Genomic DNA, 26,561 nt, shown 5'->3' on the forward strand with positions numbered 1-26,561 from the left:
GAAAACTATTGCGAAAACCAGGGAGAAAAGCCCTCAAACACGCTATCAAAGCTACGCTGTGAAATCAACAAAGTGCTACACAAGAGCGAACTCCATATTGCGATATAGAATTCGGGTACAGTCGATCCTGCTCGCAACCGAGTGTTTAAGCTTCTATCGACAGTACACGTGTGCATCCCCGGTCCTCATGACAGCGCCGATTCCCTTCACGATCGACTTTCACGTTCACTCGGACGACTCCTACGACGGCCACGAGCCGGTCGAACTCATTCTCGAACACGCTGCCGACATCGATCTCGACGGCGTCGTTATTACCGACCACGACGAGATCGGCGAATCGCGCCGCGCCGCTGCGCTTGCCCCCGAGTACGGGCTGCTCGGGATTCCAGGCGTCGAGGTGTCGACGCGACACGGCCATCTGCTCGCAATCGGTGTCGACGAACGCCCCGACCCCGGCCAGCCGTTCATGGACACTGTCACCGCCGTTCGAGAACTCGGCGGCATCGCGATTGTCCCACACCCGTTCCAGCGAAGTCGCCACGGTGTTCGCAAACACCGCATCCGGGATGCAGATGCGATCGAGACCTACAACTCGATGCTCTTTACCGGCTACCGGAATCGCCGCGCGCGGACGTTCGCTCGCCGGCGTGAATATCCCGAAATCGGCGCGAGTGACGCACACTACCTGCCAAACGTCGGGAAGGCGTACACTGAGGTACGCGTGACGCCCGAGACGGACAACGGAACGCCGACGAAGGCCGATATTGACGGTGATGACCTCGTCCAGGCCATTCTCGAGGGCCGGACGCAGATTCGAGGGAAGCGAACGCCGATCCACAAGAGTTCGGTGCAGTACGCCAAGGGAGCGGTTCGGAAGTCGGCGTTCGTACTGACCTCGCACGCGCCGCTCGTGCCGACGGTTCCGGCGTCGATGGAGCGGTCAGGATAGCTGGTCGCCGACGAGTTCGTCGGCGCGGTCGACGAACGCCCGTTCTTCGCCCTTCGGGACGGTTGCGCCGGCCGCCACGTTGTGGCCGCCGCCGTCGCCGCCGACGGCCCGTGCGGCCTGGCTCATGACGGCCGAGAGGTCGAGTCCCTGGCGGGTCAGGCTGTGCGTGGCGCGGGCCGAGACTTTGACGTCCTGGGTTTGCTCGTGCTTTTCCGAATCGTTCTTATCTGGCGCATCCGAGCCTGCCTCGTCGCGTTTGTCGGCGAAGGCGATGATCGGCTTGGAGCGGCTGATGCCCGCGTTGCCCATCGCCATCCCGGCGACGATGCCGACGATGGTCTCCCGGATGCGGTCCTCCGCGTGGAACCACTGGACGTGCTCCGCGTGGGTGACGCCCTCCTCGGTGACGAGTTCGATGCCGTTCGAGAGGTTTCGTCGGTGATCTCGTAGGAGGGTGCGGGCTCGATCCAGGGCCTCGTCACGGTCGCCGAGACAGACGCCGAGGCCGACGTCGGCGCGGTCGTAGCGCGCGGTCGCGTTGAGCAGCGTCGAGAACTCGCTGGCGTCGCGGAGTTCGGTGCCGACGGGTTCTTCGCTGAGGACGTAGGCCGTGCCGACGAGTTGGTCGATTTTCGAGGCGGGGACGCCGCGGGAGACGGCGCGTTTGACGAGGGCGCTGGCGACGGTTTGCTTTTCGTCGCCGGAGAGTTCCGCCCAGCGCCGCCAGTTGCCGTCGCTGGTGCTGGTGCTGGTGCTGGTGCTGGTACCGGTGTTGTCCCCGCCACCCGTCCGTTTCAACTCGAGATCGAGGTCATCGAGAAACGAAAGCGCACCGCGTTCGCTGCCCGAAATCCCGGGGATGCGGACGTCGGTGGCGTACTCGAGGAGCTTCGGGAGCGGGCGGGTCTGTTTGCCGTAGAGTGCGAGATCCGTGCTGGTTTCGATGACGCCGGCCTCGACGCCCTCGGCGACGATTCGTTCGTTCGCGCCGTGGAGTTCGCCGCCCGAGGCTTGCATATCACCGACCGCGCCGACGACGGCGAGGGCTGCGAGGTCGCGGTTGTCGGCGCGGGCGGCGGATGCGCCGCCGTCTGTCGTCGTTGTCCGCTTTGCAGTCTCTCGACGCTGCACCTCTGAAACATCCGCGAGTGCCCGTGCGAGCACGTAACTCGCGCCTGCGCCGGAGAGTTCAGATGCGCCGTCGATGCCGAACAGGAGCGGGTTGAGGTGATAGTGCGTTTCGCTGTCGGCCGGCTGGTGGTGGTCCGCGATGATAGGCGTGAACGCGCCCTCGTCCTCGTGGACGGTGATTTCGTCGAGCTGCCCGCTCCCGAAGTCCGTAAAGAGGACGGTGTCGTACTCGGTCGCCGCGATTGCGGCAATCGCGTCCGCGTCGAGTTGTTTCTCGAAGACGGTTTCGAAGGGAATACCCGCGCGCTCGAGCGCCTGCGAGGCAATCGCGGCGCTCGTCAGTCCGTCGGCGTCGATGTGGGAGGCAAGCAGGACGCAGTCGGCGTCGGCGAGTCGCCGTGCGCACGCAGTCGCGCGTTCCTCGAGTTCGGGGATCGGGCCAGCCATCGGTCGAGTGTGGGTCGGCTTCGGGGATAAACGTGCGGTCCTCGGCTCGCAGCGGATGTCCGTATTCGTGTGCGTGTGCGCGTCCGATCGATCAGCGATTCCGTCCGGTCACGGCGTCGACCGTCTCGCGGGCCAGCGTCTCGAAGGTTGCCTCGCTCGCGACGAGATCGACGTCGAGTTCGTATTCGGCCGCTGTCGCGGCGGTCGGTTCGCCGATGACGCCGACGACGGCTTCGTCGAGTCCCGCGAGTGCCTCCTCGCGAACGCCCCGTTCCGCGGCGGCCTCGAGGAAGTGCGCGACGGTCAGCGACGAGGTGAAACAGGCCCCATCGAGTTCACCCGCGGCGGCCGCGGCGGTCGACGCGCCGCTGCCCTCGGGGCGGACCAACCGGTAGAGGACGGTTTCGTGGCAGTACGCGCCCGCGTTCTCGAAGCCCTCGAGCAACACGTCGCTGCCGTGGTCGCTGCGAGCGACCTCGACGCGCGCGCCGTCGATCTCCGCGGCGAGTTCGGCGACGAGACCGCTCGAGGTGAACTCGTCGGGGACGCGATCCACCGCGTAGCCTGCCTCGCGGAGCGCGTCGGCCGTCGCGGAACCGATCGCACAGACGGTCGCGTCGCCGGGGTCCCAGCCCGCGTCGGCGACGAGTTCGGCGCCGGTCTTGCTCGTGAGGACGGCGTAGTCGGCGTCGGTTCGCGGGACGGCGTCGGTCGGCTCGACGGCGAGCATCGGGTCCGGAAGCGGTCTGACGCCGAGGGATTCGAGGCGGTCGGCCGCCGCCGCGAGGCGTTCGTCGTCAGGGCGGAAGACGGCGACGGTCGGTGTCTGTGTCTCCGTTTCCAGCGGTGTGGCGTCGCTCATCGGTTTCCTCCAGTCTCCTCATCGGCCGTCTCCCCGTACTCGTTCCGGATGAACTCGACGACCGACTCGCGGGTGCCCGCAACGTCGCCGATCACGGTCACGGCCGGCGGCGAAATATCCTTCTCATCGCGCACGTCGACGATGGTTTCGAGCGTTCCCGTGGCCACTCGCTGTCCGGGCCAGGTGCCGCGTTCGACGAGCGCGACCGGCGTTTCGGGAGCCATGCCGGCCTCGAGCAGCGCGGTCGTATAATCGGGGAGCCGGCCGACGCCCATCAGGACGACGATGGTGCCGCCGGTCGCGGCCAGGGCGTCCCAGTCGACGGACGACTCGGCCTTCGTCGGGTCCTCGTGGCCGGTGACGAAGGAGACCGACGAGGCGTGATCGCGGTGGGTGACCGGGATTCCGGCGACGGCGGGTGCCGCGATCGCGGACGTGACGGCGGGGACGACCTCGAACGGGATCTCGTGGGCCGCGAGGTACTCGGCTTCCTCGCCGCCGCGGCCGAAGACGAACGAGTCGCCGCCCTTGAGCCGCACGACGGACTTGCCCTCGCGGGCGAGTTCGACCAGTCGCTCGTTGATCTCCGACTGGGGCGTGCGCTCGCCGCCGGCGCGCTTGCCGACGTCCTCGCGGCGGCCCTCGGGGAGCATTTCGATGATCTCCGGTCCCGGGAGCTTGTCGTGGAGGACGACGTCGGCCGATTCGAGGAGGCGCTTTGCCTTGACCGTGAGCAGGCCGGGGTCGCCGGGACCGCTGCCGACGAGGAAGACGGTACCGGGTTCGAGTTCGTGCTCGGCACCGGACTCGGATTCGGCCGTGCGCCCCATTTACTTCCCCTCCGGCTGGTCCTCCTGACTCGGCTCGGCGTCTCCGTCGGCGTCCTCGCGCGCCGTGTCGATCAACGCCGCAGCGCCCTGGTCCGCGAGGTCGGCGGCGAACTCGCGGGCCGCTTCGGCGTGGGTTTCGATCGGCAGGTCGCGGGTCGCCGTCACCGACTCCTCGCCGTCGCGGTCGAAGACGCTCACGCTCGTGTGGACGAACTCGCCCTGGACGATCGCGTAGATACCGATCGGGGCGATACAGCCGCCGCCGAGTTCGGCGAGGATGGTTCGCTCGACGGTCGTCTCGACGCGGCTGCGCGGGTGGTCGATCGCGGTCTGGATCTCGCGTGCGGTTTCACCGTCGGTCGCGGTGACGGCGAGTGCGCCCTGTCCCGGGGCGGGGACGAACGTCGTTGTCGGGAGTTCCTGGGCGTCGACGTAGTGGGTGAGGCCGCTGCGTTCGAGGCCGGCCTGTGCGAGGACGATGGCGTCGTACTCGGTGTCGACCTCGCGGCTGAGGGCCTGTTTTTCGAGTTCGGAGAGGTCGTCGAACCAGTCGTCGACGGACCGCTCGAACGCGGGTTCGAAGTCCTCGTCGCCGGTATTCGCTTTCCGTTCTTTGTCGGCCTCGCTGCGTTCCTGGTGTTCGGCCTGCAGCGCAGGCGCGAGGAGTTTCTCGAGGCGGGTGTCGACGTTGCCCCGGAGCGGTTCGACGGTGAGGTCGGGCCGTTCGGACAGGAGTTGTGCGCGCCGGCGGAGACTCGAGGTGCCGACGGTTGCACCGTCCGGCAGTTCCGCGAGAGAAGTGCCGTCGGGCGTGACGAGGAGGTCGCCCGGGCGGCCCCGTTCGGGGATGGCGGCGGTGACGAGTTCGTCGGGCTGTTCGGTCGGCATGTCCTTCATCGAGTGGATCGCGCCGTCGAGGTCGCCGTCGAGGACCCGTTCGTCGAGTTCGCGGACGAAGGCACCGGTCTTGCCGAGGCGGTGAATGAGTTCGTCTCGGATCTGGTCGCCGGTCGTTTCGACGGTCACGAGTTCGACCTCGTACCGGCGGTTCTCGAGGGCTTCTTTCACGAGTGCGGCCTGCCGCCGGGCGAGGGCCGATCCCCGTGTCGCCAGTCGCAACGTCCCACGCGTTCTCATAGGGAGTAGTCCTCGCCTGAGGTATGAAAAGCGCACGCTTGTCCGGCGCTGGCTACACTGTCCGGTTCCGTGGCCGCCGTCGGGACTGGTCGAATCGTCACGAAGCTCGCGGGAAGTCGCGGAAGCCGGCCGCAACGGCCGATAACGGGTGAACTGACCGGGTTCGAATAACATGTTCGGGGCGGTACTTATCATCAACCGGCGATAATATCGATCCAGATGACAGAGACGCTCTATACGCGCCTCGGTGGCGAGGACGCGCTGACCGCAGTCGTCGACCGGTTTTACGATCGCGTCATCGCCGACGAGCGCCTCGCCCCCTTCTTCGAGGACGTCGACATGCAACAACAGCGCGCCCATCAAGCGCAGTTCCTCAGCGCGGTCACGGGCGGCCCGGTCGAGTACACGGGCGCGGATATGGAGTCCGTGCACGCCGATCTCGACATCGGTCGCGCCGACTTCGACGCCATCGCGACGCATCTGGACGACACGCTGGCCGAGTTCGATGTCGACGAAGCCGACCGGGAGGCCGTCCTCGCGGAGTTCGGCAGTTACGAGGATGCGATCGTCACGGCCGATTGAACCGCCTTCGCGCCCTGGCCGATTGCTCTGGCGGGGTGGTGGGTGTGGGTGTGGATGTGGATGTGGATGTGGATGCGCCTTCTCACTCGCCCACCACCGCTCGGCGCTTGTACAGATAGTACCCCGCAAGAAGCGGTTGCAGCGGCGCGACGGGGAGACTCAGAAACGCGAGCCCCAGGTAGATCCCGGGATTCGGCCGCCACGAGTTCGGCTGCGTGCAGACGTACGCCGCATCCCGGTGGATCGCGACCGGGAACGAACCGACGACGACCGTGCTCGCCAGCCCGATTGCAGCCGTGATCAGCCCCGGGATCGCGAGAACGTACGCGATGGCTGCGACGGCGGCTCCGAGGAGTGTCGCCACCAGCGAGCCCAGAACGAGGAGCCACCAGCCGGACCACCCCGGCGGCGTCCCGAAGTATCTGTGTCGCCGGGCCAGATAGACCACGCCCGCGACGGGGGCCCAGACGAGCGCGAAAAGCCCGTTGAGCCAGGGCCGGGGCCGCCAGTTGCCGCTCGCTTTCGGCCGCCGCCGAACGCGGCTCGCATCGCAGACGATCGCGACCGTGATCCCGATCGTGAGGACCGTATAGCCGGCGGTTCCGAGCAGGAACAGCACCTGATCGAGGCCGGGAACGCCGACTTCGAGGTCCTGTAGAACGCCGACGATGCCGACCCCGGCGACGGGGGGAACGAGATACAGGAGGTGCTCCAGGATGCGCGCCCAGTCGCGGTCGGCTCGGGTCGTCGACACCTGCGATATCGAACCACGCCCCGCCCCATAACAGTTCGTCGTCGCGTCGCTGCGATCGACTTACAGCGCTTCCTTATACGCTTCGAGGGTGTCCTCGACGTCCGCTTCGATGTGCCCGTAGCTGACGAACTGACACTCGAACTGGTTCTGCGAGAGGAACACGCCCTGCTCTTTCATCTGCCCCCAGAAGATGCGCCGCCAGCGGTCGGTTTCGGCGGCTTTCACGTCGCCCGCGTTCTTCGGACTGAACTCGTAGCGCGGGCAGTCGGGGTCCTGTCGGGAGCCGGCCGGACACTGGCCGTCGAGTTCGTCTCGCCCCGGCCCTTCGCGGGTGAAGATAACCTTAAACATGCTGTCCGTGCCGGTGACGGTATAACTCGGGGCCTGATCGGCGACGATGTCGGTGAGGCCGCTGCGAAGCTGTTCGCCCAGGTCGTTGACGTGCGCGTACACGTCGTTCTCGGCGGCGAACTGCAGCGTTTCGAGGCCGGCGGCCATCGTCACCGGGTGGCCGGAGAAGGTGCCGGCCTGGAAGACGTCGCCGGCGGGCGTGAAGTGCTCGATAATCTCGGCGCGGCCGCCGATCGCGCCGACCGGGAAGCCGCCGCCGATGATCTTCCCGAAGGTGGTGAGATCTGGCGTGACGCCGAACTTACTCTGGGCACAGCCGAGGCCGCCGACGCGGAAGCCGGTGATGACCTCGTCGAAGATGTGCAAGGCACCGTACTCGGTCGTGATCTCTCGGACGAACTCGTGGTAGCCGTCTTCGGGGTAGACGATGCCGTGGTTGCCGAGGATCGGCTCGGTGAGAACGGCTGCGATGTCCTCGCCGTGTTCCTCGAAGACCTCGCGCATTGCGTCCTCGTCGTTGAACGGCACCGGGAGGGTGTGCTCGGCGAAGGCCTGCGGGATTCCCGCCGAAGAGGGAGCGCGGTCGTCGGCGTCGCCCTCGACAAGCGTCGACTCCTGGGCCCCGTGGTAGCCGCCCTGCATGACGACGATCTTGTTCCGGCCCGTATAACCCCGCGCGAGTCGGACCGCGGAGGTCGTCGCCTCGGTTCCCGAGTTCACGAAGCGGATCTTTTCGACGCTCGGGACGTGGCGGACGACGAACTCGGCGAGGTCGACTTCGATTTCGGTGGGCGTGCCGTACATCGGTCCTTCGCTGGCTTTCTGCTGGATGCCGGCCTGGACGGATTCGGGGAGGTTGTGGCCGAGCAGCAGCGGGCCGAGACCCATGACCCAGTCGATGTAGCGGTTGCCGTCGGCGTCGATGACGTGGCCGCGGTCGCCTTTCTGGACGAAGAACGGATAGGGTTCGATCGCCGCACGAACGGCGGAGTTCACGCCGCCGGGCATCACGGAGAGCGCCCGGTCGTACAGCGCACGCGAGTTGTCGTCGGTCATGCGCGGGCCTAGGTAACGGAACGGCAAAGTAGTACCGAGGTTCGATCACGAAACGCGAGACGCCACGCCGTTGCTATCACGGTTAGACTGAACTGAGCCGTTCGGAGTTCGGCTCTAGCCGCAGTTCACCGTCCTTTTCGTTTCGACTGGCATCGACGAATCGTCTGCGTGACCCGTTTGTAGTTCGGGACGCCCTGTAACTGAAGGTCGCCTCCCAGGCCGAATCCACTCGGGGAGACCGTGTGAGAGGCTGCGACTGTGGCGTACCCTCGACTGCGGCTGAACGTGGTCGTTTTTGTCTGGAGCCCGCTTACGTCTTCGACCCACGTTTCGGTCGTCGTCCTGGTCCACAGCCCGGAAACGACGATGATGCGGCGATCAGTGACGAGATACCGGTGACGACTCCGCTGGTACCAGACGTATCCTGCGAGCAGAACACCCGGAATAACAGCCATCATTCCGACCGCAAACTCCACGAAGCTGAGAAGGAGACCCAGTCCTAGGAGCATGCTCGCTAGTGCGATGTATCCGGTCCATCCCCACCACGTCGGCCGTACATCAACGATAACTGTTTCATCGTTGAGAAGGAACGGCTCGCTCTCCGCCGACTCCGAACTGGTCTCAGAGTTCGACCGCTTCGATGATCCCGATTCGCCCTTCCCCGTCCCACTTTCGTTGTATCCCACCGTTGACCGGTTTCCGCGTTGACTCATCCAGCAGCTATCTTTGAGAGTGACGTGATAAGTGTGATCATCTTCAGATACAATCAGTTTAATAGATATGTATGATATGGTAGGAGTTGTCGTTGCTGTGGACGCAGACAACAGTCGGTTCAGACGGCGTCCGAACCGGTTTTGCCGGTGCGGATCTGGTAGGCGCTCTCGACGGGCGTCACGAAGATTTTCCCGTCTCCGGGTTCGCCGGTGTGTGCACCTTCGCCGATCGCGTCGACGACGTCGTCGGCGGGGATGTCGGCGACGACGCACTCGATTTTGACCTTCTGGTGGAGGTCGACCGTGTACTCCTCGCCGCGCCACTGGCCCTTCTTTGCGGGCTGGGAGCCGCGACCGGAGACGTTGGTGACGGTCAGCGACGGTGCGCCCGCTTCGGCGAGCGCCTGTTTGACCTCGCCGAGGCGGTCGGGGCGGATGATCGCGGTGACCATCTTGATCTCGCCGCCGTTCGGCTTGCCCCCGTCGGTCCGGATTTCTGGCTCAGCGTCGCCTGCACGCGCTGGGCTGCCGCCGTCGGTTCGAACGTCCGAGACGGTGCCGCTGCCGTCGGTGGCGACATCCGGCTGGCCGAACTCGGGGTACGTGTCGACGCCGTGTTCGGAGACGTCGAGGCCGTCGCGTTCGTGTTCGGGCGTGACGCGGGCCTGTCCGGCGGCTTTAAACACGAACCAGATCGCAGCGGTCGCGGCGATCGTCCAGACGGCGATGACGGCGACGCCGGCGAACTGGGCGATGAAGGCCTCGGTGCGGGTCGCGCCGAGATCCGCCATGTATCCCGACGTTGCGACGAGCGGGAACAGCAGCGTGCCGAGGACGCCCGCGGAGCCGTGAACGGGAAAGACCGCACAGACGTCGTCGATCTTCAGGTAGCCTTCGACGAATCCGAAGACGAGCGGGAGTTGCGCGCCGGCGAGACCGCCGACGAGGAACGCACCCCACCAGGTCGAGGCGTCCGGAATCGCGGTGATCCCGACCAGCCCGGCGAGCAGTCCGTTCGCAACGTATAGCGTGTCGACCTTCCCCGTCTTGAGCCACGCGACGAATCCCGCACCCATTGCGCCGCAGGCCATCGCGACCGTCGTCGTCATGGCGACGCGACCGAGCTGCTCGCCGAGGAACGCGCCCTCTTCGGAGAAGATCGCCGACGTACCGACGTTGAAGCCGTACCAGCCGAAGGCGAGGATCAACGTTCCGAGGACGGCGAACGTGAGCGAGTGACCGGGAATGACGTTTGCGGTGCCGTCACTGTTGTATCGGTCCATGCGCGGGCCGAGGATCCACGCGGCGGTGAGGCCGGCGATACCGCCCATGCCGTGGACGATCATCCCGCCTGCGAAGTCCGAGAACGGTGTGCCCGTGAGCGTCTCGATGTACCCACCGGCCCAGGTGATCCCGGTGACGACCGGATAGATGACTGCGGCCAGCAGGAACGTGTAGGTGACGTACGCACGGAGCTTCGCACGGCCGGCGACGGCTCCCGAGACGATGGTCGCCGCCGTCATTGCGAAGACGGCACCGTACAGCCAGTCGATCCATCCCGTCCCATCACCCGTGAACGCGGGCTCGAACCCCGTGCCGGCGACCGCGCTTTCGACGCCGATACCGATGAGGAAAAACACCGTTACGCCGACACTCCAGGTCAGCAAGTTCTTCGTCAGCTGGTTTGCAACGTTCTTCGAGCGCACCTGCCCCGCCTCGAGCATGGCGAAGCCGGCGTGCATGAAGAAGATCAGGAACGTGACGACGAGAATCCACGTGTAGTTGATCGCCTCCATCAACGCGTCGGGCTCGGTCTGGAGCACCATCGACTCCATTACTCGCTCACCTCCACCTGCGTACTACTATCCGAAATTTGTAGACATATGTCCACGTCCCATCCGGTCGACTTCATGGTTATGTTCTTAATCACGTTTATCCTCGATGGACTGGCTTTATATAAGGATTAGCGTTGATGCTTGTCCAAAAATCGGCGCATAATAGGGACAGCCGAACAAATCTAAAGGCAATTTAATGTGTATAAGGGTATTGGATTTTGTGCCTTTTTCGTTTCCCGGGTATCTATCCGGCGTTCGTGAACTCGAACTAACGGCGATCTGTAGCGTATCGTACCGAGGTGACGACAAAATGTGACACGACACCGCACGCGCGGCAGATGTTGCCGCCAGTTCGGCGAATGCGGACATCGGTTGGACGTTCGTCCGAATGGCGGTGTCTCACACTGGGTTTGCCGTCGACGCCCGTGCAGTACCGATCGAGTATCAGACCCAAATCCGACGATACGTCCGCAGTCGATGAAGTACCGGCCCGAAATGATCCCCGTTCAGCGCAGTTGTTCGGCGATGTCCTCGGCGAAGTAGGTAAGAATCAGATCCGCTCCGGCCCGCTTGATCGACAGCAGCGATTCGCGGGCGGTCTCCTCGAGATCGAGCCAGCCCTTCTCCGCCGCCGCGTGGAGCATCGCGTACTCGCCGGAGACGTTGTAGGCGGCGACCGGCTGCTCGAACTCGCGGCGGACGTCGGCGACGATGTCGAGGTACGGAAGCGCGGGTTTGACCAGCAGCACGTCCGCGCCCTGCTCGACGTCGAGGCGGACCTCGCGCATGGCTTCGCGGGCGTTGGCGGGATCCATCTGGTAGTGGCGGCGGTCGCCGAAGGCGGGTGCCCCGTCGGCGGCGTCCCGAAACGGGCCGTAGAAGGCGCTTTCGTACTTCGCGGCGTAGCTCATGATCGGCACGTCGTCGAAGCCCTCGCCGTCGAGTTCGTCTCGAATCGCGCCCACCATACCGTCCGTCATGCTACTCGGCGCGACCATGTCCGCGCCGGCCGCGGCGTGAGAGACGGCCGTCTTCCGGAGGGACTCGAGCGTAGCGTCGTTGTCGACGGTCAACGACGGATCCTCGCGCGATCCAGTCTCGGTCTCGCGGATACCGGGTTCGAGCGTTCCGCAGTGGCCGTGCTCGGTGTACTCGCACAGACACACGTCGGTGATGACGTAGGCGTCCGTCTCGGCGGTAATCCGTCGCGTCGCCTCCTGGACCACGCCGTCTTCGGCCCAGGCCCGCGTTCCCGTCGCGTCTTTCGACTCCGGAATCCCGAACAGCATCACCGCCTCGACGCCCGTTTCGAGCACCTCCTCGACGCGAGCCACGCTGTCCTCGATCGGCACGCGCTCGTGCCCCGGCATCGACTCGATCGGCTGGCGCTCCCCCGTCGTCGCATCGACGAACACCGGTGCGATGAGATCCGCCGGCTCGAGGCTCGTCTCGCTGACGAGTTCACGAACGCGGTCTTCTCGCAGGCGGCGGGGACGGTGAGTGAGATCCATACCGGCGCTAGTCACGGAACGGGCAAAAGCGGTGCGTTCGCGAGCGGCCCGGACGGTGAAAGACGGCTTTGAGCTATCCATATCTTTACGGGTATTCTCACGATAGTTGACGTATGTCCCGTTACCGCCGACGCTTCCTCCAGACACTCGCCGGTGGCAGCGTCCTGCTCGCCGGTTGCACTGAACTCGCCGCAGTCGACGGTGATGCAGGTCGTTCGCCACCGCAGGGAGACGACACTTCCGATGGCAGTTCCGAGACGGACGAGTCCGACGAGCTAACCGAACAAGCCGACAGTAGAACCCTGGCAACGAACCCGACGGTCGTCGAGTTCGAGACGGCGCCGCTAACTGCCGCGGTTACCGGTCGAGTGCGTACCGCTGACGGTCTCATGATGGCGCTCGATTTCGACGAGCCGGCAACCTCGTCGTCGCCGGCGACGCTCACGGCAATCATCGCGAATATGCGGTCCTACGAACAGACGTTCGAGCCGGATCGGTTGGTTGTTCTCGACGAGCCGGTAGCCAGTCGCTCGCCCGGTGACCGTGACGCGGTGTACCTCGCTCCAGCCGAAGCCCACCCACTCGCCGAAACGACACCCGAGTACGACCGGGACGACGATGGCCGCTGGCGACTCACCGGCCCCAGCGGCGATTGGTTCCCCGAGACGATTACGCTCGAGGCCGACCAGCGCATCAGCGCTGAATACTACCTGCTCGGTCACCACCAGCCCGGAACACAACCCATCGAGGACCGTCGCTATCGCTTCAATTACGGAGAGAGCTCGTTCGAAATCGCCATTTGGCCGACTGAACAGCCGGGTCCGAACGGCGACTCGACGTTCGCCGGGACGACAGTCCCACCGCTTCCGGACCGAGACGACGTTCGATGGTACCACGAGGCGACGCCCGAGACGCCGGTATTTCTCGAGCCGAGTCGCGAGTCGGTCACGGTTCCGGCACGGATCGAGTTCAGTCTCGTCAATCACGCCCGCGAGCGACTGTCCGGAAATCCGTACCAGTGGCGGCTGTACAAGTTGGTTGACGGCGCGTGGCACCACATCGCGCCCTGGATGATTCCGCAACCGCTATCGCGGGTCACACCGGGTGCTATCGACGACTCCGAACTCGTCGTCTACGCGGGTGAGCCGATCACGCACCAGGGTGAGCGGACGGTGGGCTTCCTCGGCGGCGGGCAGTATGCCTATACGGTCGGATATAGTGTCGACTCGGAAACTCACGCGGCGCTCGTTGAACTCGATGCGCCCGATCTGCACGTCGATCCGGAGGCCGACGCGGTGGTCGACGATGCCCGCAGCGACGGGACGGAGCGGGTCGTCCGGCTGCCAAACTACGCGGACGCCCGTCGCCCGGCAACGGTTACCGTCAGTCGGGTCGGATCGCCGTCAGCCGGAGCAGCATCGACGGCCGACGCCCGCGTCATTCCTGAGCAGCTCCCCCGGCCGTCATTTCGAGCGTTTCGGAACTCGCTGCCGCTGTTCGGGGACGATGTCGAACGAGTTCAGGTACGGACGGATCGCTCCACTGCGCTCCGCTGGTTCGACTTCGAAGCGGATACAACGCGCACGATAGCCTACGAGGGCGACCTGTTCGAAGCGACTGCATCGCTCGAGTCCACCTGAGAGACGAGCCAGTGTTGCGGCTCAATTGACCGACTCGATGCCGTCGAACGCGGCTGCGACCTGTTTTCGTAGCGCGTCCGTGTTTGGGTTTGTATTTGTGTCCGCATCTACATTTGTATCGGTCGCCGCCGACAGCACGAGTTCAGTTTTCACCCTGGCCTTCCACGGCGGAAGGTCGCCGCCGGAAATTGCACCGGCGTCGAGTAGCGTCCGCCCGCCGCCGGGGCCGCCGTACAGCCCGGCCGAACTCCCGGCGTGACAGCGGGAGGTGAGGACGACGGGGTAGCCGGCGTCGATCGCGGATTCGAGTGCGGCCCCGAGTTCGGCGGTCGCGTTGCCGAGTCCGGTGCCGGCGAGGACGAAGCCGTCGACGGTCCCGTCGTCGAGTGCGCGCTCGACCTGCGTGCCGTCGACGCCCATCGCGTTCGTCACGAGTTCGACGCGCACGTCGGGGTCGATTCGCGCGCCGGTATCCGGAATCGCCGCGGCGTCGCTGTAGCTTCGCGGCTCGCGGAACGTTCGCAGTCCGTTCGGCGTGCGCTCGGCGACCGGCCCCGCGCCGGGCGAGGCGAACGTTTCGAGCTTGCTCGTGTGGGATTTGCGGACCCAGCGGGCGGCGTGAACGGCGTCGTTGAACGCGAGATGGCTGCCGGACCGGAATCGCCCGTCGACGACCGTCTGAACGGCCGTGAGCAGGTTCGCCGGACCGTCCGTACCGGGCTGGTCGAACGGGCGCTGCGCGCCGGTGAACACGACTGGAACGTCGGCCGCCGAGACGAGGTCGAGGTAGTAGGCGGATTCGGCCATCGTGTCGGTGCCGTGGGTGACGACGACGCCGGTCACGCCGTCTTCTGCGGCGCGTTCGGCCGCATCGACGATCGCCGTCGCCTGCTCGGCGGTTATCTGGAATCCCGAGCGCTGACAGACCGTCTCGACACTGACGGTCGCGTAGTCGGCCAGTTCGGGGACGGCGTCGACGAGTTCGTCGCCGGTTCGGGTGGGGGTTTTTCCGCTCGTCTCGCTATCGCCCGTGCTTGCGATGGTGCCGCCGGTGCTGAGGATTCTGACGTGCGGTCGGGTTTGTGACTGTGATTGTGATTTTACTTCTGACTGCGACTGCGACCGTGACCGCGACCGTGATCGTCCCGTCTCCATACCGCTCACCTCGCACCCCAGCGGGAAGGCTCTAGTCCAGCGCGCGGTCGGCACGGCGGATGGGACTGTCTCCTGTGGTGAGCATCGTCACGCTACTCCACGGCGGCGACTGCCGGGACCAATATCCTCATCCGTACACGCCGGTGACGAACGGATGAACTCTCGGCGCGAGCGACCGGTCGGGACGCCGCGTTTCCGACCGCCGAGACACTTCACCCCCGACGCGCTCGACAATGGCGACGACTCACCGACGACACGACCACGAGAGGCGACCGGCCGAATACGCGACGCGACGGCGGGATCACGAATGAGGCGCTGGCGATACAGCGAAACCGTCCTCGCGCTGTCGACGCTCGCGTTCTTCGCGACGATGGTCGGCCGGCTGGCGATCAGCCCCGTTCTGCCGATGATCAAAGACGAGTTCGTCGTCTCGAACACGGTCGTCGGCATCGCGATGACGGGCATGTGGATGGCCTATTTCCTCTCGCAGTTCCCGAGCGGCATCTTCGCCGACCGGTACGGCGAGCGCCCGATCATCCTGATTGCTGTCGGCGGAACGGCGGTGACGAGTCTCTTCCTCGCGGTCGCCCCCGTTTTCGCCGTCTTCGTCCTCGGCACGGTCGCGCTCGGTGCCGTCGCCGGCCTCCACTACAGCGTCGCCACGACGTTGCTCACCCGGACCTACGACGAGATCGGGGCCGCGATCGGCATTCACAACAGCGGCGGTCCCGCCGCCGGACTCATCGCGCCGCCGATCGCCGGCTGGGTCGGCGTCACCTACGGCTGGCGACCGGCCGTCGCCATCGCGGTTCCGGTCGCGATCCTGGTCTACGTGCTCTTCGCGCGGTTCATCGAGCCGACCGCCCCCCGTCGACCCGACCAATCGATGCGCGACCGCTTCGACCTCGGTGCCATGGTCGACCTCCTCTCGCGGCCGCAGATCGCGTTTCCGATCTGCCTCGCTATCGCCGCCGCGTTCGTCTGGCAAGCGACCTCCACGTTCCTCCCCACGTTCCTCGAACGCCACCGGAACTACTCGACTGAACTCGCGAGCGTCGTCTTCGCCGGCTACTTCGTCGTCCAGGCGACGACGCAGGTCGGCGTCGGGGCGATTTCGGACCGCTACGGTCGCGATTTCGCCACGGCGGGCTGTATGCTCCTGGCATCGGCCGGGTTCGCGCTGCTCGTCGTCGGTCCCGGCTTCACCGCCGTGGCCGTGGCCGTGCTCCTGATCGGCACCGGACTCGGTTGGGGGGCCGCCCTGCTGCCGCGGTTCATGGACGTGCTTTCGGACGCCGAACGCGGGGCCGGCTTCGGCCTCATCCGCACCGTCTACGGTTTCGTCGGCGCGCTCGGCTCGGTCGGCACCGGACTGGTAGCGGACCTCTTCAACTGGGGGGTTACCTTCGGCGTGCTTGCGGGCCTGCTGGCGCTCGTGCTCTGTGCGCTCGTCGTCAACTGGGCGCTCTCGCTCGGATACTGACGCTGATATCCGCCGCGTGTACGCTGTTGTTACGGCAGCAGTAACGATCGTCGTACTACTGCTAAAACGACAATCGGTTTATATTTCTTGCCGGCGAAACCCGCGTGATGACGGAATCAACGCGACAGAGAGGCGCAGCACGGTGTGAGGCCTGCGGCAAGGCACTCGCAGTCTGGGTAACCTCGACCCGCGAAATCTTCCCGATCGGCTCCGTCGACGGCTGTCCCTGCGGCGGGTCCTCGTTTCGGCTGCTCGGCTAACCGGATCGTTCTGCGGGCTCTTCTTGCGGACTCGTCCGCTGAAGGCCCGGGACTTTACTCGCTTCGAATCCTGTATCGCGTGTGTCCGCCGAGAAAGCCGAGGAAGCGATCAGCACGCTCGTTGAACTCGGGCTCACGGAGTACGAAGCGCGCTGTTTCGTCGCGCTCACGCGCCTTCCGAAAGGCACTGCCAAAGAGATCAGTCAGGTTGCAGATATCCCTCGATCGCGGGTATACGATACGATCGAACGACTCGACCGAAACGGATTGGTCGACGTTCAGCAGACCGACCCCCGCGAGTACAAAGCCGTGTCCGTCGAAACGGCCTGTCGGCGGCTCCGAGAGGACTTCGATTCGCGGATCAGCGCCGCCGAGAACGCTCTCGCGCAGGTCGAAGAGCCGTCGTCCCAGGAGGACGAGGGAATGTGGGCGATTTCCCAGCCCGAGCACGTCACCGATCGAATCGTCTCCTTCCTGGAGGAGGCCGCCGAGACGATCAACCTGGTCGTCGCCGACGCGTCGGTCGTCGACCGCCGAACTCGTGACGGACTGGCAGCGGCCGTCGATCGCGGCGTCGACGTTCACGTCGAGGTTCCCACCGCGGACGACAGGAACGCCTTCGAAAGTTCGGTTCCGGCCGACGACATCGTCGTCGCGCCCGATCTCGAGACGACCGCTGCTGTCTACGACGAACGGCCGGGACAACTCCTCGTTGTCGACGGCCAGTCGATAGTCGCGGTCGGGATCAGGGAGAGCGACCTGCCGGATGTCGTCCAGGAGACGGCGGTTTGGACCTACGGCAACGATCACGGCTTTGCGGCCTGGGTTCGAACGCTGCTCGACAACCGACTCGAGCAGTACGCCGACGACCGGACGGACGGCGGATGAGACCGGGCGAGAAATTCGAACTGTCAGTCCAGCGAGCGGGCGATCAACTGGTCACATCGTCGACACCGAGTCCGTGCTTTTAAGTACGCATCGGCCCTTTTCCTCTGCTAGCAATGGCCATCGATCCGCAGTTTCACGAAACCCGCGAGGAGGTCGACGACCACGAGGGCCACAGCGTCTGGGGTCCCGTCGACGAACCGGACGAACTCGGCATCCACGGGACACACGTCGCCGTCGACTTCGACCTCTGTATCGCCGACGGTGCCTGTCTCGAGGACTGTCCGGTCGACGTCTTCGAGTGGATCGACACGCCGGGTCATCCCGAAAGCGAGGAAAAAGCAGATCCCGCAAACGAGGCCCAGTGTATCGATTGTATGCTCTGCGTCGACGTCTGTCCGGTCGACGCGATCGATGTCGATGCCGGACGATCGGCCTGAATCGGCCACTACCAACCAGTCAACCAGTTAGACGCCTTCCCACGGCGTTACTCAGCGCGGTCCACGTCGACCTTCTCCTTTAAGTTCTCGAGGCCGTCGGCTTCGGCGAGTTCCTGTAACCGCTCGCGGAAGTGGTCCTCGCAGAGCCCGACTTTGAGGCCATCGGATTCGGCGGCGAAGGCGGCCTCGCGGTCACAGTAGTGGCAGTTCATACGGCTTCGTTGGAGACACGGAACATTGAACCCTCCGCTCCCGGCCAGGATTTACATTTTCACGCTGTCAGATCCAGCCGACTGAACTCGGTCTCGGAGAGCCCGGCGACGCCGAGCGTCTCTTCGTGGGCGTCGGTGCCGCCAGTCGCGAGGAGGTCGTACCGCTCGATGGCCCGCTCGACCGGCGTGCGATCAACCGGGCGGCCGTAGGGATACGCGAGTTCAACGGCGTCGAGTTCTGCGGCGTATTCCAGCGCGCCGTCCGGGTCGGGATAGCGAAGCGGGTGGGCGAGCGAGACGAGTTGTGCGGCGTCCGCGAGTATTCGTCGACCCTCCTCGAACGACGGAACGTCGCGGGCGACGAAGCAGGGACCGCCGTCGCCGATGAGGTGCTCGAAGGCGTCCTCGTAGCCGTAGTCGGTGTTCGGATTGGCGTCGACGGCGCGGGCAACGTGCGGGCGGCCGAAGCCGTCGGTGACGGTAACGTCGAGGTCGATATCGAGACGGTCTTCGACGCGGTCGACGATGGCCCGGCCGCGCTCGATGCGGTTCTCCTGGATACGCGCCGTCAGCGATTCGAGTTCAGCCGTGGGTTCGATGCCGTAGGCGAGGAGGTCGACGCGCCGGTCGCCCCCGCCGGAAGCGCCGGTCTCGTCGCCGAGTTCGACGCGGAGTTCGATGCCGTGGATGATGGTCACCCCGTCGCGTTCCGAGAGGGGGGCATCGAACGGTTGGAGGCGGTCGTGATCCGTGACGGCGACGACCGAGACGTCCGCTCGACGGGCAGCCGCGGGGACGTCCGCCAGTTCGAGGCTGCCGTCGGAGCAGGTCGTGTGGACGTGCAGGTCGGCGTAGGGCATGGCTCATGCGAGCCGTCCCGGCGATAAAGACGTTTTCAGTGTCGGTTCGGTCGTGCGGTGTCGACCCATTCTAGCTGTATTAGGTCTTGGGTGGCACTAGGAATTCATTATGGACAATGTTTATAATCATTGTTCACGGACAACTGGGTGTAATGCTTTCAAACGGCACCGCCGAGGTCATCGACGACCACGAGTACCCCGCGACGACCGAGGAACTGATCGAGGACTGTGGCGACCGCGTCCTCGAACTTCCGAACGGCTCCGAGACGGTCAGCGACGTACTCGCCCGCCTCGAGTCCGAAACCTTCGAATCGGCGGACGACGCCCACCTCACCGTCTACTCGGCCGTGAGCAACAAGGCCGTTGGCCGCGTCGGTTACAGCGACCGCGATCCGACGCCGGTCGGGAGTCCGTACTCGCCGGATGCCGTCTCGTTCTAGGGCCACGGCACCCTTCCGTCCGTCCGAACCCTTCACAGCGTCCCTGATTCGGGTGATTACAGGCGTTCCTCATTCGGCGATCGCAGTGCCTCCTCATCCGGCTGATCGACGTCTCGCCACCGGATTCGATCGGCCAATGGACGGCAACGATTTAGCCACCGAGTGCTAACTAGACGCATGCCAGAACACGTCCTCGTTCCGATCGACCGGTCACAGCGATCCCGGTCGGCGCTCACGTTCGCCGTCGAGGAGTACCCGGACGCGACGATCACGCTCTTGCACGTCATCGACGTGGGGAACTTCTCCACGTACGGCACCGACGGAGCCATCTTCACGGACGAGTTCATCGATCAGCTCCGGGCGCACGGCACCGAACTGCTCGATGACGCCCGCAGCCAGGTTGCAGGTCGCGACGTGACGATCGAGACCGAACTCGAGATCGGGACGCCGGCACAGACGATTACCGAGTACGTCTCGACGCACGATATCGACCACGTCGTCATGGGGAGCCACGGTCGACACGGCGTCAGCCGGGTGCTCCTCGGGAGCGTCGCCGAGACGGTGACGCGGCGCTCGCCGGTCCCGGTGACGATCGTTCGGTGAGCCCGTTCCCGTTCCCGTTCGCGGCGGCGATCGGTCTCGAATATCTATCCCGATCGCCCCGTCCCATCACTTCGCCGGCGGCCACTCCCACGCATCGGCCCGAACGACGCCCAGTAGCTTCCGTCGACGCTCCGATAGCTCTTCGAGCGCGGCATCGAATTCCTCGTCGGAAACGGTCGGAATCCCCTCCTCGCGCAGCCGATCGAGTTCGGGAGCGGGTGGCTCCTCCGCTGCGGGGTCGATAAAAGCCGTGTCCAACGTCTCGAGATAGCGATGGACGCTCGTGCGGGCGTCCTCGATCAGCGTTGGATTCGGCTGCTCTTCGTCGGGAATCCCGTGGCGAAAGAGCGTCAACGCGTCGTCCATAATCGGGACGGCGACGGCGGAGGCCTGCATAGCCTGATCGCTGTGGTAGTAATGCAGGATCGGGTAGGACTTGTGCTGCTCCGCAAGGAGGCTGAGTTGGGAGGCGAGCGATTCGAGCGGGAGATCGAGTCCGCTGAACGGGTTCTGCGCCTCGCTGGCTCGCCCACCATCCGGGTGGCGGCTGTCGATTTCGGAATCGTAATCGGAAGCGGCAGCGTCGCCGGTCCAACTCGTCCGCACGAACGCCTCGCTCCGCTCGCCCAGCCCGGTCACGTCGCTGGCGAACGCTCGTTTTTCGGAAACCGCCCCGAGCACCGAGAGGACGTAGGACACCCCGAGCGTGACGAAGGCCATCCCCGTCGCCGTCGTGAACGAACTGACGAGTTCCCAGACTGAACTCGTCGGCGTGTAGTCGCCGTTCCCGCTGGTGAACATCGTGTAGGCGACGTAGTAGAGCCGTCCGGCCCAGGTTGCGGGGTCGCCGGTCTGGCTGTCGACGAGGGCTGTCGTGCCGCCGGCAAAGAGGAGCGTCCAGCCGAGCCAGATGAGTCCGATCCACATCGCGAGGGTGAGCGCGAGGATGATCGGGCCGGCGAGGCTGAGCGCGCGGGGGTGGTCGCCGGTGGCGCGTCGAAGGCCGTGCCAGACGCCGGTCGTGAGCCGACCGGACAGCGGGCCGGAACCCCCGTCGACCCAGAGCGTCGTCCAGAGTAAGTCGATGATGACGGCGGCCAGCACGACGAGTCCGGCAAGCAGAAACGGTGGGTGCATTGATCCGTCACACGACTACGGGATGGGGGACCGTCAACGATGGGCCAGCGACGGACGACAGCGGGCGATCGACGCGAGGAGTGACAGAGTAAGGTGGAGTGGAGACCGGTGGAAAACGAGGGATGGGCGACGAAACGGAAACGGGGGCGATAGCGGCAGCGTCGACACTCGAACCGTCGGCGTCGGAAACGAAAGTCGAGTCGCGTTACTCGAGCAGGCCGAGATCCTCGAGTCGGGAGACGATCTTGTCGACCGCGTGTTCGGCGTCTTTAGGCTTCTTGCCGCCGGTAATGACGAGCTTGCCCGAACCGAAAAGCAGTGCGACGACTTCGGGTTCGTCGAGGCGGTAGACGAGACCGGGGAACTGCTCCGGTTCGTACTCGATGTTTTCGAGCCCCAGGCCGATCGCGATTGCGTTCAGGTTGAGGTTCCGCCCGAGGTCGGCCGAGGTGACGATGTTCTGGACGACGATTTCGGGGTCTTCGTTGACCTGAATCTGGAGTTCACGGAGCTTATCGAAGACGATACGAAGGCTCTCGTGGACGTCGTCGGTGCTCTTTGCCCCGGTGCAGACGATCTTCCCCGAGCGGAAGATCAGGGCGGCGGATTTGGGATTCTGCGTCCGGTAGACGAGACCGGGGAACTGTTCTGGGTCGTAGTCGGCCCCCTCTAAGTCCATCGCGACGCTTTGGAGGTCGAGTTCCTGCCCGATGCCGGTCGACGCCACCACGTTTTCGATGTTGATGGTGTCCTTCGGATCCGTCATAAGTCGCTTAAAAAGACGTATTTAAGGTTTATAAAGCTTGGTACCGACACCTGATATATCCGGTTCATTCAGTACGGGGCGGTCGTGACCGGCAATCGAGGCGAAGCCGACGCCGGCCGTGCCACTGAAAACGGTAGGCTCATACTCGGCCCGCGGTGACGACTCATCGTGTACTTCCTCGAGTTCGGCGGCGAGGACGACGCCTTTGCGGCCCGCGAGGCCCGTAGCGCCGCGAGCGACGTGCGACGGATCGCGCCCGGACTCGGCGTCGCGCGCGGCATCGCGTCAGAGCGGGTCCGCGGACTGGCCTACACCCACCGCGCGAGCGAGTTACTGGGTCGAACCGACGCCGACGCCGACCTCGAAAGCGCCCGCGCGCTGCTCGACGCGGCGACACTCGATCGCGAGCCGCCGGGAACCGTCGCCGTCCGCGCGACGGACGTGCACGGCTCGACCGGCATCAGTACTGCGCGCGCCGAACGTGAACTCGGGCAGGTGCTGGTCGATCGCGGGTTCGAGGTCGATCTCGACGACCCGGACCACCTCTTGCGAGCCGTGTTTTCGACCGCGTCCGCGGACGGGTCGACGGCGGGGGACGGTGACGGGGAGAAAGCGGGAGACTCAAACCGGGGCTCCGTCTGTGCCCTCGGCTGGCTCGCCGCCGAGAGCGTCCGCGACTTCGGCACTCGCGCCCCGACGGACAAGCCGTTCTTCCAGCCTGGCAGCATGGATCCGCTGCTCGCTCGTGCGGTCGCGAACATCGCCGGCGCGCGCCCCGGCCGCACTCTCTTGGATCCGATGTGCGGCACCGGCGGCGTCCTCGTGGAAGCCGGCCTCGTCGGCGCGGACGTGATCGGCACCGACGCGCAGGCGAAGATGGCCCAGGGCGCACGAGAGAACCTGACCGCCTTTCTCGATCGCGACGAGCCCTCGCCCATCGGCGTCGAGCGCGGCACCTGGCACGTCGGCCGCGGCGACGGCACGCGCCTGCCGCTCGCCGACGACGCCGTCGACAGCGTGATCTTCGACGCCCCCTACGGCCGCCAGTCGAAGATCGACACCCATCGACTCGAGGATCTCGTCGCCGGCGCGCTCGCCGAGGCCCGTCGCGTCGCCTCACGGGCCGTCGTCGTCGCCGATCGATCCTGGGAGCGGGAAGCGCGGGCCGCTGGCTGGGAACTCGAGGCGACTTTCGAGCGACGAGTTCACCGATCGTTGACGCGGTACGTGCTGGTGCTCCAATAGACTATCCAAATGCTCGCTGAGCGGCTACCGACACGACAGAAGCGGTGGCTCGTCGCCGGAGCCGTGCCCGTCATCTCCGGGGGTCCGATTATCGATGCTCTTCTCGCCGGCCGGCTTCCCGCACTCGAGCACCTTCTCACCGCTGGTGTGGTGACTATATCCTTTATGATATATCTCTGTTGGCCGTCGATCTCCGCCGACAATCGCGCGGCTGGGGTCACATTGCTTGTAGCCGGCCTCGGAATCGTGTGGGTGAGCAAGACCGGACTCGGAACGCGGCCAGGACGAAATGCGCTCGGTGGTGTCCTTCTCGTTCTCTACGGCGTGATGCTGCTCGTTCGTCCCGGGTTGTTCGAGCGCATAATCTCTTCTGAATCGTGATTGCCGTGGATTCGGGAGTCGCTCGTAGCCGAGCGTTTGGGCACGTGCAACGCCCCCTCCGTCAGTAATCCGCCGCGAGCGCTCGCTCGCGGAGTTGCTCGCCCTCGTCCGTTTCGACGCCGAGTTCGGGTACTGGGATGGGAGCCCCGTCGTCGTCGATCGCGACGAAGGTAAACGACGATTCGGTCGTCTTTTCGGTCTCGCCGGTTCGCGGATTCTCGCGCCAGGCTCGAAGTGCGACGTGGACGCTCGTTCGCCCCGCATCGTAGACGTACGCTTCGACCAGCGCCGTGTCGCCGATCTGGACCGGGCGCTCGAACGAGAGGCTGTCGACCCGCGCGGTGACGCAGGTTTCGCCGGCAAAGCGCATCGCCGCCATCCCGCCGACCTCGTCGAGCCACTTCATCAGATTACCGCCGTGGAGCGTGCCGTTGCTGTTTGCGTGGTTCGGCTGGACGGGAAAGCGATTCTGAATATGCGTTTCGCGAACCGTTGGCATACCGGCCCTTCGCCCGACGGGGTGAAGAAATTTGCTTCGATCGGCCGCCTCACGAGGCACCCTCGTCGCCCGACGAGCACGAACTCGGGACGCGTTCGCTACGATGTCGGCCATCACACGGACTGCTGTAAGTCATTTCCGGCGCAACCGCGCCCGTCCTGCGGTTAGCCGGGAAATCGTTACAGCAGACCGTATCAGGCGTCCCGCCCGAGTTCAGCCAGCAGGTGCGAGACGTGGATGCGATCGCTCGTACCTTCGTGCATCTCGAACTCGATATCCGCGGCCAGGCGGTGTATTCGGGCCAGTTTCGCCCCCTGATAGCGCTTGCGTGCGAGTTCCAGAACGGAGTCGAGAACTTCCTCGCCGTCTAATCCCTCGTCGACGAGCATGTCGTCCAGCGTCTTTCGCGCGTCGCTGAACTCGCCGGCTTCCGCGTCGTCGAGCATGGATTCGATCTCGTCGTCCAGCCCGACTTCGCCGATCGTCTCGTAGGCCGCCTGCATCGTGAGTTCACCGTCGTCCTCGACGGTCGTCTGCGCCGCCAGAATGGCCTGCCGAAGGTTACCGTCGGCGTAGCCGGCGACGAACTCGAGGCCGTCGTCGTCGTATTCGACGGCTTCGGCCTCGACGATGCGTTCGAGGACGGTGACGGTTTCGGCGGTCGTCGGCGAGCGAAAGGAGACGGGAAAACACCGCGACCGGATCGGCGGAATGAGCTTCGTCGGCTGGCGAGTAGCGACGATGAACTGCGTCGTTCGGTGGTGTTGTTCCATGATCCGTCGCAGGGCCTGCTGGAAGTCCTCGCGGACGTCCTCGGCGTTGTCGAGCAGGATCGTCTTGTACTCTCCCGAGACGGAGGCGTAGCTCGCGGATTCTTTGAGAACGCGATTGATCATGTCGCGTTTGGACATCGAGGAGCGGCCGACGAGGAACTGCGAGAATCGCGGGTCGTTCTTGATTTCGGTCTTCGTCCGACCGAAGAAGTCGGCGACGTTGATCTCGACCAGATCGTTGTCCGGGTCCGCATGCGCTTCGCGGGCGAGTGCGCGCGCCGCCGCAGTCTTACCGCTTCCGGGCGGCCCCTGCAACAGGAGGTTGATCGGCTCGTCGACGGCCCGCTCTAGGTACTCGCGGGCGTCGTCCTGTGGCAACTCGGCCAACTCGGGCGCGTACGTGTCGGTCCACAGCGGCGCGTCCATCGACGGGTGCTATGGTCGGAACGGGTAAGAATCGGTCGATTACTCCGCGTCAGTCGTCGGCCCGCCTGGTGTCGTTCCAATCGTGAACGTCGTCTCGATTCGATCGCCGCCCTCCTCGTACGGCGATGCCGATTCGGGTGTGTCGGGATCACCCTCGTAGACGACGGCGGTGAGGTCGGTGTCCTCGTCGACGGAGACGTTTTCCGGGACCGAGATGCGGACCTCCTCGTGCTCGCCGGAGTCGAGTTCATCGCTCGTGGCGAGTATCTCGCCGCTGTCGTTTTCGACGGCGACGAATCCCTCGGCGGGCGTCGCGACGTCGGTGATGATGCGGTCCGTGGTCGCGTTCGTCACCTCGATACCGGGGTCAGTGTGGAACTCGAACTCGACGAGTTCGACTGTGCCGTCGCGGTTCGTTTGGACGCTGAGGGGGTGCTCGCCCGGCGGCGTGCCGCGGGTATCGACCTCGAAGGTGAGTTCGGTCGTCTCGCCGCCGTCAAGATCGACGGACTGCCACTCGACGAGTTGGCCGTCGAGCCGAAGTTCGACGTTCTGTTGGGCGCGGATGTCGGTCGGATTCCGCACGGTGACGGTGACGTTCATCGTCTCGTTCGTCGTCGCGGTGTCCGGAACGTCGAGCGAGTCGATGACGAACGAATCGCCGAGCGCGTCGTCAGTCTCGTCTGCGGTGACCGTCGCGGTGGCGCTGACCGGATAGCCGGCGTCGAGATACGGACGGTCTTCCTCGCCGTCGCTCTCCCCGTAGGTGTACGTTTCGTCGTCGTCGGTGTCCTGATGGACCGTCGCGGTGAGTCGCCCGAGCAGTTCGCGGTCGGCATCGTCGGCTAGTTCGACCGTGACGTTCTCGTGGGTGCCCGCTTCGAGCGGCTCGGAGACCGCGATCGATTCCGACCCGTCACTGTTGGCGGTAATGACGACGAACCCGCCGTCAGACAGGCTCACCTCGTCGATCGTGACCGCCGTTCCGTTGCCCTGTTGATCCGTGAACTCGATCGATGCTTCGGGGTCTTCCTCGATCCCGAAGAGGGTGGGTGCCTGCCCGACGACGATTCCGGCGGCCAGGACGATCATGATCGCGATCAGGATGGCGACGACGCGTTTGATAGTACCGAAAGTCGATCTCGAACTCATTGGGTTGGGGGTGGATAGCGACCGGGGATACGGACTCGAATGACGT

Annotated in this window: 27 protein-coding genes; 10 read left to right on the forward strand and 17 right to left on the reverse strand. The window is 65.2% G+C overall.

Features of this window, described 5'->3' with window-relative positions:
- Positions 1-187 precede the first annotated feature (187 nt).
- Entirely contained in the window at positions 188-949 is a 762-nt protein-coding gene (locus tag C480_RS09000) for a PHP-associated domain-containing protein (RefSeq protein ID WP_006665299.1), read from the forward strand.
- Here the strand turns inward: C480_RS09000 and C480_RS09005 are convergent.
- From C480_RS09005 to hemC, 4 genes are all read right to left on the reverse strand, one after another.
- Positions 941-2,527 carry a DHH family phosphoesterase gene (locus C480_RS09005; protein ID WP_006665300.1) on the reverse strand — a complete coding sequence of 529 codons (1,587 nt, stop codon included), beginning with the start codon at positions 2,525-2,527 and terminating at the stop codon, positions 941-943. The genes C480_RS09000 and C480_RS09005 overlap by 9 nt on opposite strands.
- Positions 2,528-2,618: 91 nt before the next feature.
- Positions 2,619-3,389 carry a uroporphyrinogen-III synthase gene (locus C480_RS09010; protein WP_006665301.1) on the reverse strand — a complete coding sequence of 257 codons (771 nt, stop codon included), beginning with the start codon at positions 3,387-3,389 and terminating at the stop codon, positions 2,619-2,621.
- Entirely contained in the window at positions 3,386-4,219 is an 834-nt protein-coding gene (gene cobA / locus C480_RS09015; RefSeq protein ID WP_006665302.1) for a uroporphyrinogen-III C-methyltransferase, read from the reverse strand. Before cobA ends, C480_RS09010 begins: the two co-directional genes overlap by 4 nt.
- Positions 4,220-5,356, reverse strand: a complete 1,137-nt coding sequence (gene hemC / locus C480_RS09020; RefSeq protein WP_006665303.1) for a hydroxymethylbilane synthase — start codon at positions 5,354-5,356, stop codon at positions 4,220-4,222.
- A gap of 219 nt (positions 5,357-5,575) precedes the next feature.
- Between hemC and C480_RS09025 the strand changes: the two genes are divergently transcribed.
- Positions 5,576-5,938 (forward strand): group I truncated hemoglobin, encoded by a 363-nt coding sequence (locus C480_RS09025; protein WP_006665304.1) that lies wholly within the window; start codon positions 5,576-5,578, stop codon positions 5,936-5,938.
- Positions 5,939-6,020: 82 nt separating this feature from the next.
- On the opposite strand, the gene C480_RS09030 is transcribed toward C480_RS09025, so the two are convergent.
- The 5 genes from C480_RS09030 to hemB form a co-directional block, all read right to left on the reverse strand.
- On the reverse strand, positions 6,021-6,692 hold the full coding sequence (locus tag C480_RS09030; protein WP_006665305.1) for a hypothetical protein: 672 nt from the start codon (positions 6,690-6,692) through the stop codon (positions 6,021-6,023).
- A 60-nt stretch (positions 6,693-6,752) separates the two neighbouring features.
- On the reverse strand, positions 6,753-8,099 hold the full coding sequence (hemL, locus tag C480_RS09035) for a glutamate-1-semialdehyde 2,1-aminomutase (protein ID WP_006665306.1): 1,347 nt from the start codon (positions 8,097-8,099) through the stop codon (positions 6,753-6,755).
- Positions 8,100-8,224: 125 nt separating this feature from the next.
- Entirely contained in the window at positions 8,225-8,812 is a 588-nt protein-coding gene (locus tag C480_RS09040) for a PH domain-containing protein (protein WP_049903492.1), read from the reverse strand.
- A 119-nt stretch (positions 8,813-8,931) separates the two neighbouring features.
- Positions 8,932-10,647, reverse strand: a complete 1,716-nt coding sequence (locus tag C480_RS09045; RefSeq protein ID WP_006665308.1) for an ammonium transporter — start codon at positions 10,645-10,647, stop codon at positions 8,932-8,934.
- A gap of 506 nt (positions 10,648-11,153) precedes the next feature.
- The gene (hemB, locus tag C480_RS09050) at positions 11,154-12,158 is read right to left on the reverse strand and encodes a porphobilinogen synthase (RefSeq protein WP_006665309.1); all 1,005 of its coding nucleotides are present in this window, start codon (positions 12,156-12,158) and stop codon (positions 11,154-11,156) included.
- Positions 12,159-12,271: 113 nt separating this feature from the next.
- Between hemB and C480_RS09055 the strand changes: the two genes are divergently transcribed.
- Positions 12,272-13,798 (forward strand): hypothetical protein, encoded by a 1,527-nt coding sequence (locus C480_RS09055; RefSeq protein ID WP_006665310.1) that lies wholly within the window; start codon positions 12,272-12,274, stop codon positions 13,796-13,798.
- 21 nt (positions 13,799-13,819) lie between these two features.
- Here the strand turns inward: C480_RS09055 and C480_RS09060 are convergent, their stop codons facing one another.
- Entirely contained in the window at positions 13,820-14,953 is a 1,134-nt protein-coding gene (locus C480_RS09060; RefSeq protein WP_006665311.1) for an asparaginase, read from the reverse strand.
- Between the two features lie 307 nt (positions 14,954-15,260).
- On the opposite strand from C480_RS09060, the gene C480_RS09065 reads away from it, so the two are divergent.
- The 4 genes from C480_RS09065 to C480_RS09075 all read left to right on the forward strand — a co-directional run bounded on the left by C480_RS09065 (position 15,261) and on the right by C480_RS09075 (position 18,021).
- The gene (locus C480_RS09065) at positions 15,261-16,436 is read left to right on the forward strand and encodes an MFS transporter (protein WP_049903507.1); all 1,176 of its coding nucleotides are present in this window, start codon (positions 15,261-15,263) and stop codon (positions 16,434-16,436) included.
- A gap of 107 nt (positions 16,437-16,543) precedes the next feature.
- Positions 16,544-16,696 (forward strand): hypothetical protein, encoded by a 153-nt coding sequence (locus tag C480_RS23790; protein WP_006665313.1) that lies wholly within the window; start codon positions 16,544-16,546, stop codon positions 16,694-16,696.
- A gap of 81 nt (positions 16,697-16,777) precedes the next feature.
- Positions 16,778-17,584, forward strand: coding sequence for a TrmB family transcriptional regulator (locus tag C480_RS09070; RefSeq protein WP_006665314.1), 807 nt, complete (start codon positions 16,778-16,780; stop codon positions 17,582-17,584).
- Between the two features lie 113 nt (positions 17,585-17,697).
- Entirely contained in the window at positions 17,698-18,021 is a 324-nt protein-coding gene (locus tag C480_RS09075) for a 4Fe-4S dicluster domain-containing protein (RefSeq protein WP_006665315.1), read from the forward strand.
- A 47-nt stretch (positions 18,022-18,068) separates the two neighbouring features.
- Here the strand turns inward: C480_RS09075 and C480_RS23795 are convergent, their stop codons facing one another.
- Positions 18,069-18,233 (reverse strand): DUF6757 family protein, encoded by a 165-nt coding sequence (locus C480_RS23795; protein ID WP_006665316.1) that lies wholly within the window; start codon positions 18,231-18,233, stop codon positions 18,069-18,071.
- A 59-nt stretch (positions 18,234-18,292) separates the two neighbouring features.
- Positions 18,293-19,093: a PHP domain-containing protein gene (locus tag C480_RS09080; RefSeq protein WP_006665317.1), complete on the reverse strand. Its 801-nt coding sequence runs from the start codon at positions 19,091-19,093 to the stop codon at positions 18,293-18,295.
- 152 nt (positions 19,094-19,245) lie between these two features.
- On the opposite strand from C480_RS09080, the gene C480_RS09085 reads away from it, so the two are divergent.
- Together C480_RS09085 and C480_RS09090 are read left to right on the forward strand one after the other, a co-directional pair.
- Positions 19,246-19,533: a DUF5789 family protein gene (locus C480_RS09085; protein ID WP_006665318.1), complete on the forward strand. Its 288-nt coding sequence runs from the start codon at positions 19,246-19,248 to the stop codon at positions 19,531-19,533.
- A gap of 177 nt (positions 19,534-19,710) precedes the next feature.
- Positions 19,711-20,136 carry a universal stress protein gene (locus C480_RS09090; RefSeq protein ID WP_006665319.1) on the forward strand — a complete coding sequence of 142 codons (426 nt, stop codon included), beginning with the start codon at positions 19,711-19,713 and terminating at the stop codon, positions 20,134-20,136.
- 66 nt (positions 20,137-20,202) lie between these two features.
- On the opposite strand, the gene C480_RS09095 is transcribed toward C480_RS09090, so the two are convergent.
- Positions 20,203-21,273 carry a potassium channel family protein gene (locus C480_RS09095; RefSeq protein ID WP_006665320.1) on the reverse strand — a complete coding sequence of 357 codons (1,071 nt, stop codon included), beginning with the start codon at positions 21,271-21,273 and terminating at the stop codon, positions 20,203-20,205.
- Positions 21,274-21,478: 205 nt separating this feature from the next.
- A complete protein-coding gene (locus tag C480_RS09100; RefSeq protein ID WP_005554970.1) occupies positions 21,479-22,039 on the reverse strand; it encodes a TATA-box-binding protein in 561 nt (186 codons plus the stop codon).
- Between the two features lie 168 nt (positions 22,040-22,207).
- Between C480_RS09100 and C480_RS09105 the strand changes: the two genes are divergently transcribed.
- A complete protein-coding gene (locus C480_RS09105) occupies positions 22,208-23,284 on the forward strand; it encodes an RNA methylase (RefSeq protein WP_006665321.1) in 1,077 nt (358 codons plus the stop codon).
- Between the two features lie 442 nt (positions 23,285-23,726).
- On the opposite strand, the gene C480_RS09115 is transcribed toward C480_RS09105, so the two are convergent.
- The 3 genes from C480_RS09115 to C480_RS09125 all read right to left on the reverse strand — a co-directional run bounded on the left by C480_RS09115 (position 23,727) and on the right by C480_RS09125 (position 26,515).
- Positions 23,727-24,164, reverse strand: a complete 438-nt coding sequence (locus C480_RS09115) for an acyl-CoA thioesterase (protein ID WP_006665323.1) — start codon at positions 24,162-24,164, stop codon at positions 23,727-23,729.
- 194 nt (positions 24,165-24,358) lie between these two features.
- Positions 24,359-25,363 carry an AAA family ATPase gene (locus C480_RS09120; protein WP_006665324.1) on the reverse strand — a complete coding sequence of 335 codons (1,005 nt, stop codon included), beginning with the start codon at positions 25,361-25,363 and terminating at the stop codon, positions 24,359-24,361.
- A gap of 39 nt (positions 25,364-25,402) precedes the next feature.
- Positions 25,403-26,515, reverse strand: coding sequence for a DUF7282 domain-containing protein (locus tag C480_RS09125; RefSeq protein WP_006665325.1), 1,113 nt, complete (start codon positions 26,513-26,515; stop codon positions 25,403-25,405).
- Between the last annotated feature and the right edge of the window lie 46 nt (positions 26,516-26,561).

It is taken from the genome of Natrialba aegyptia DSM 13077 (genome assembly GCF_000337535.1).
GTDB classification, from domain to species: domain Archaea; phylum Halobacteriota; class Halobacteria; order Halobacteriales; family Natrialbaceae; genus Natrialba; species Natrialba aegyptia.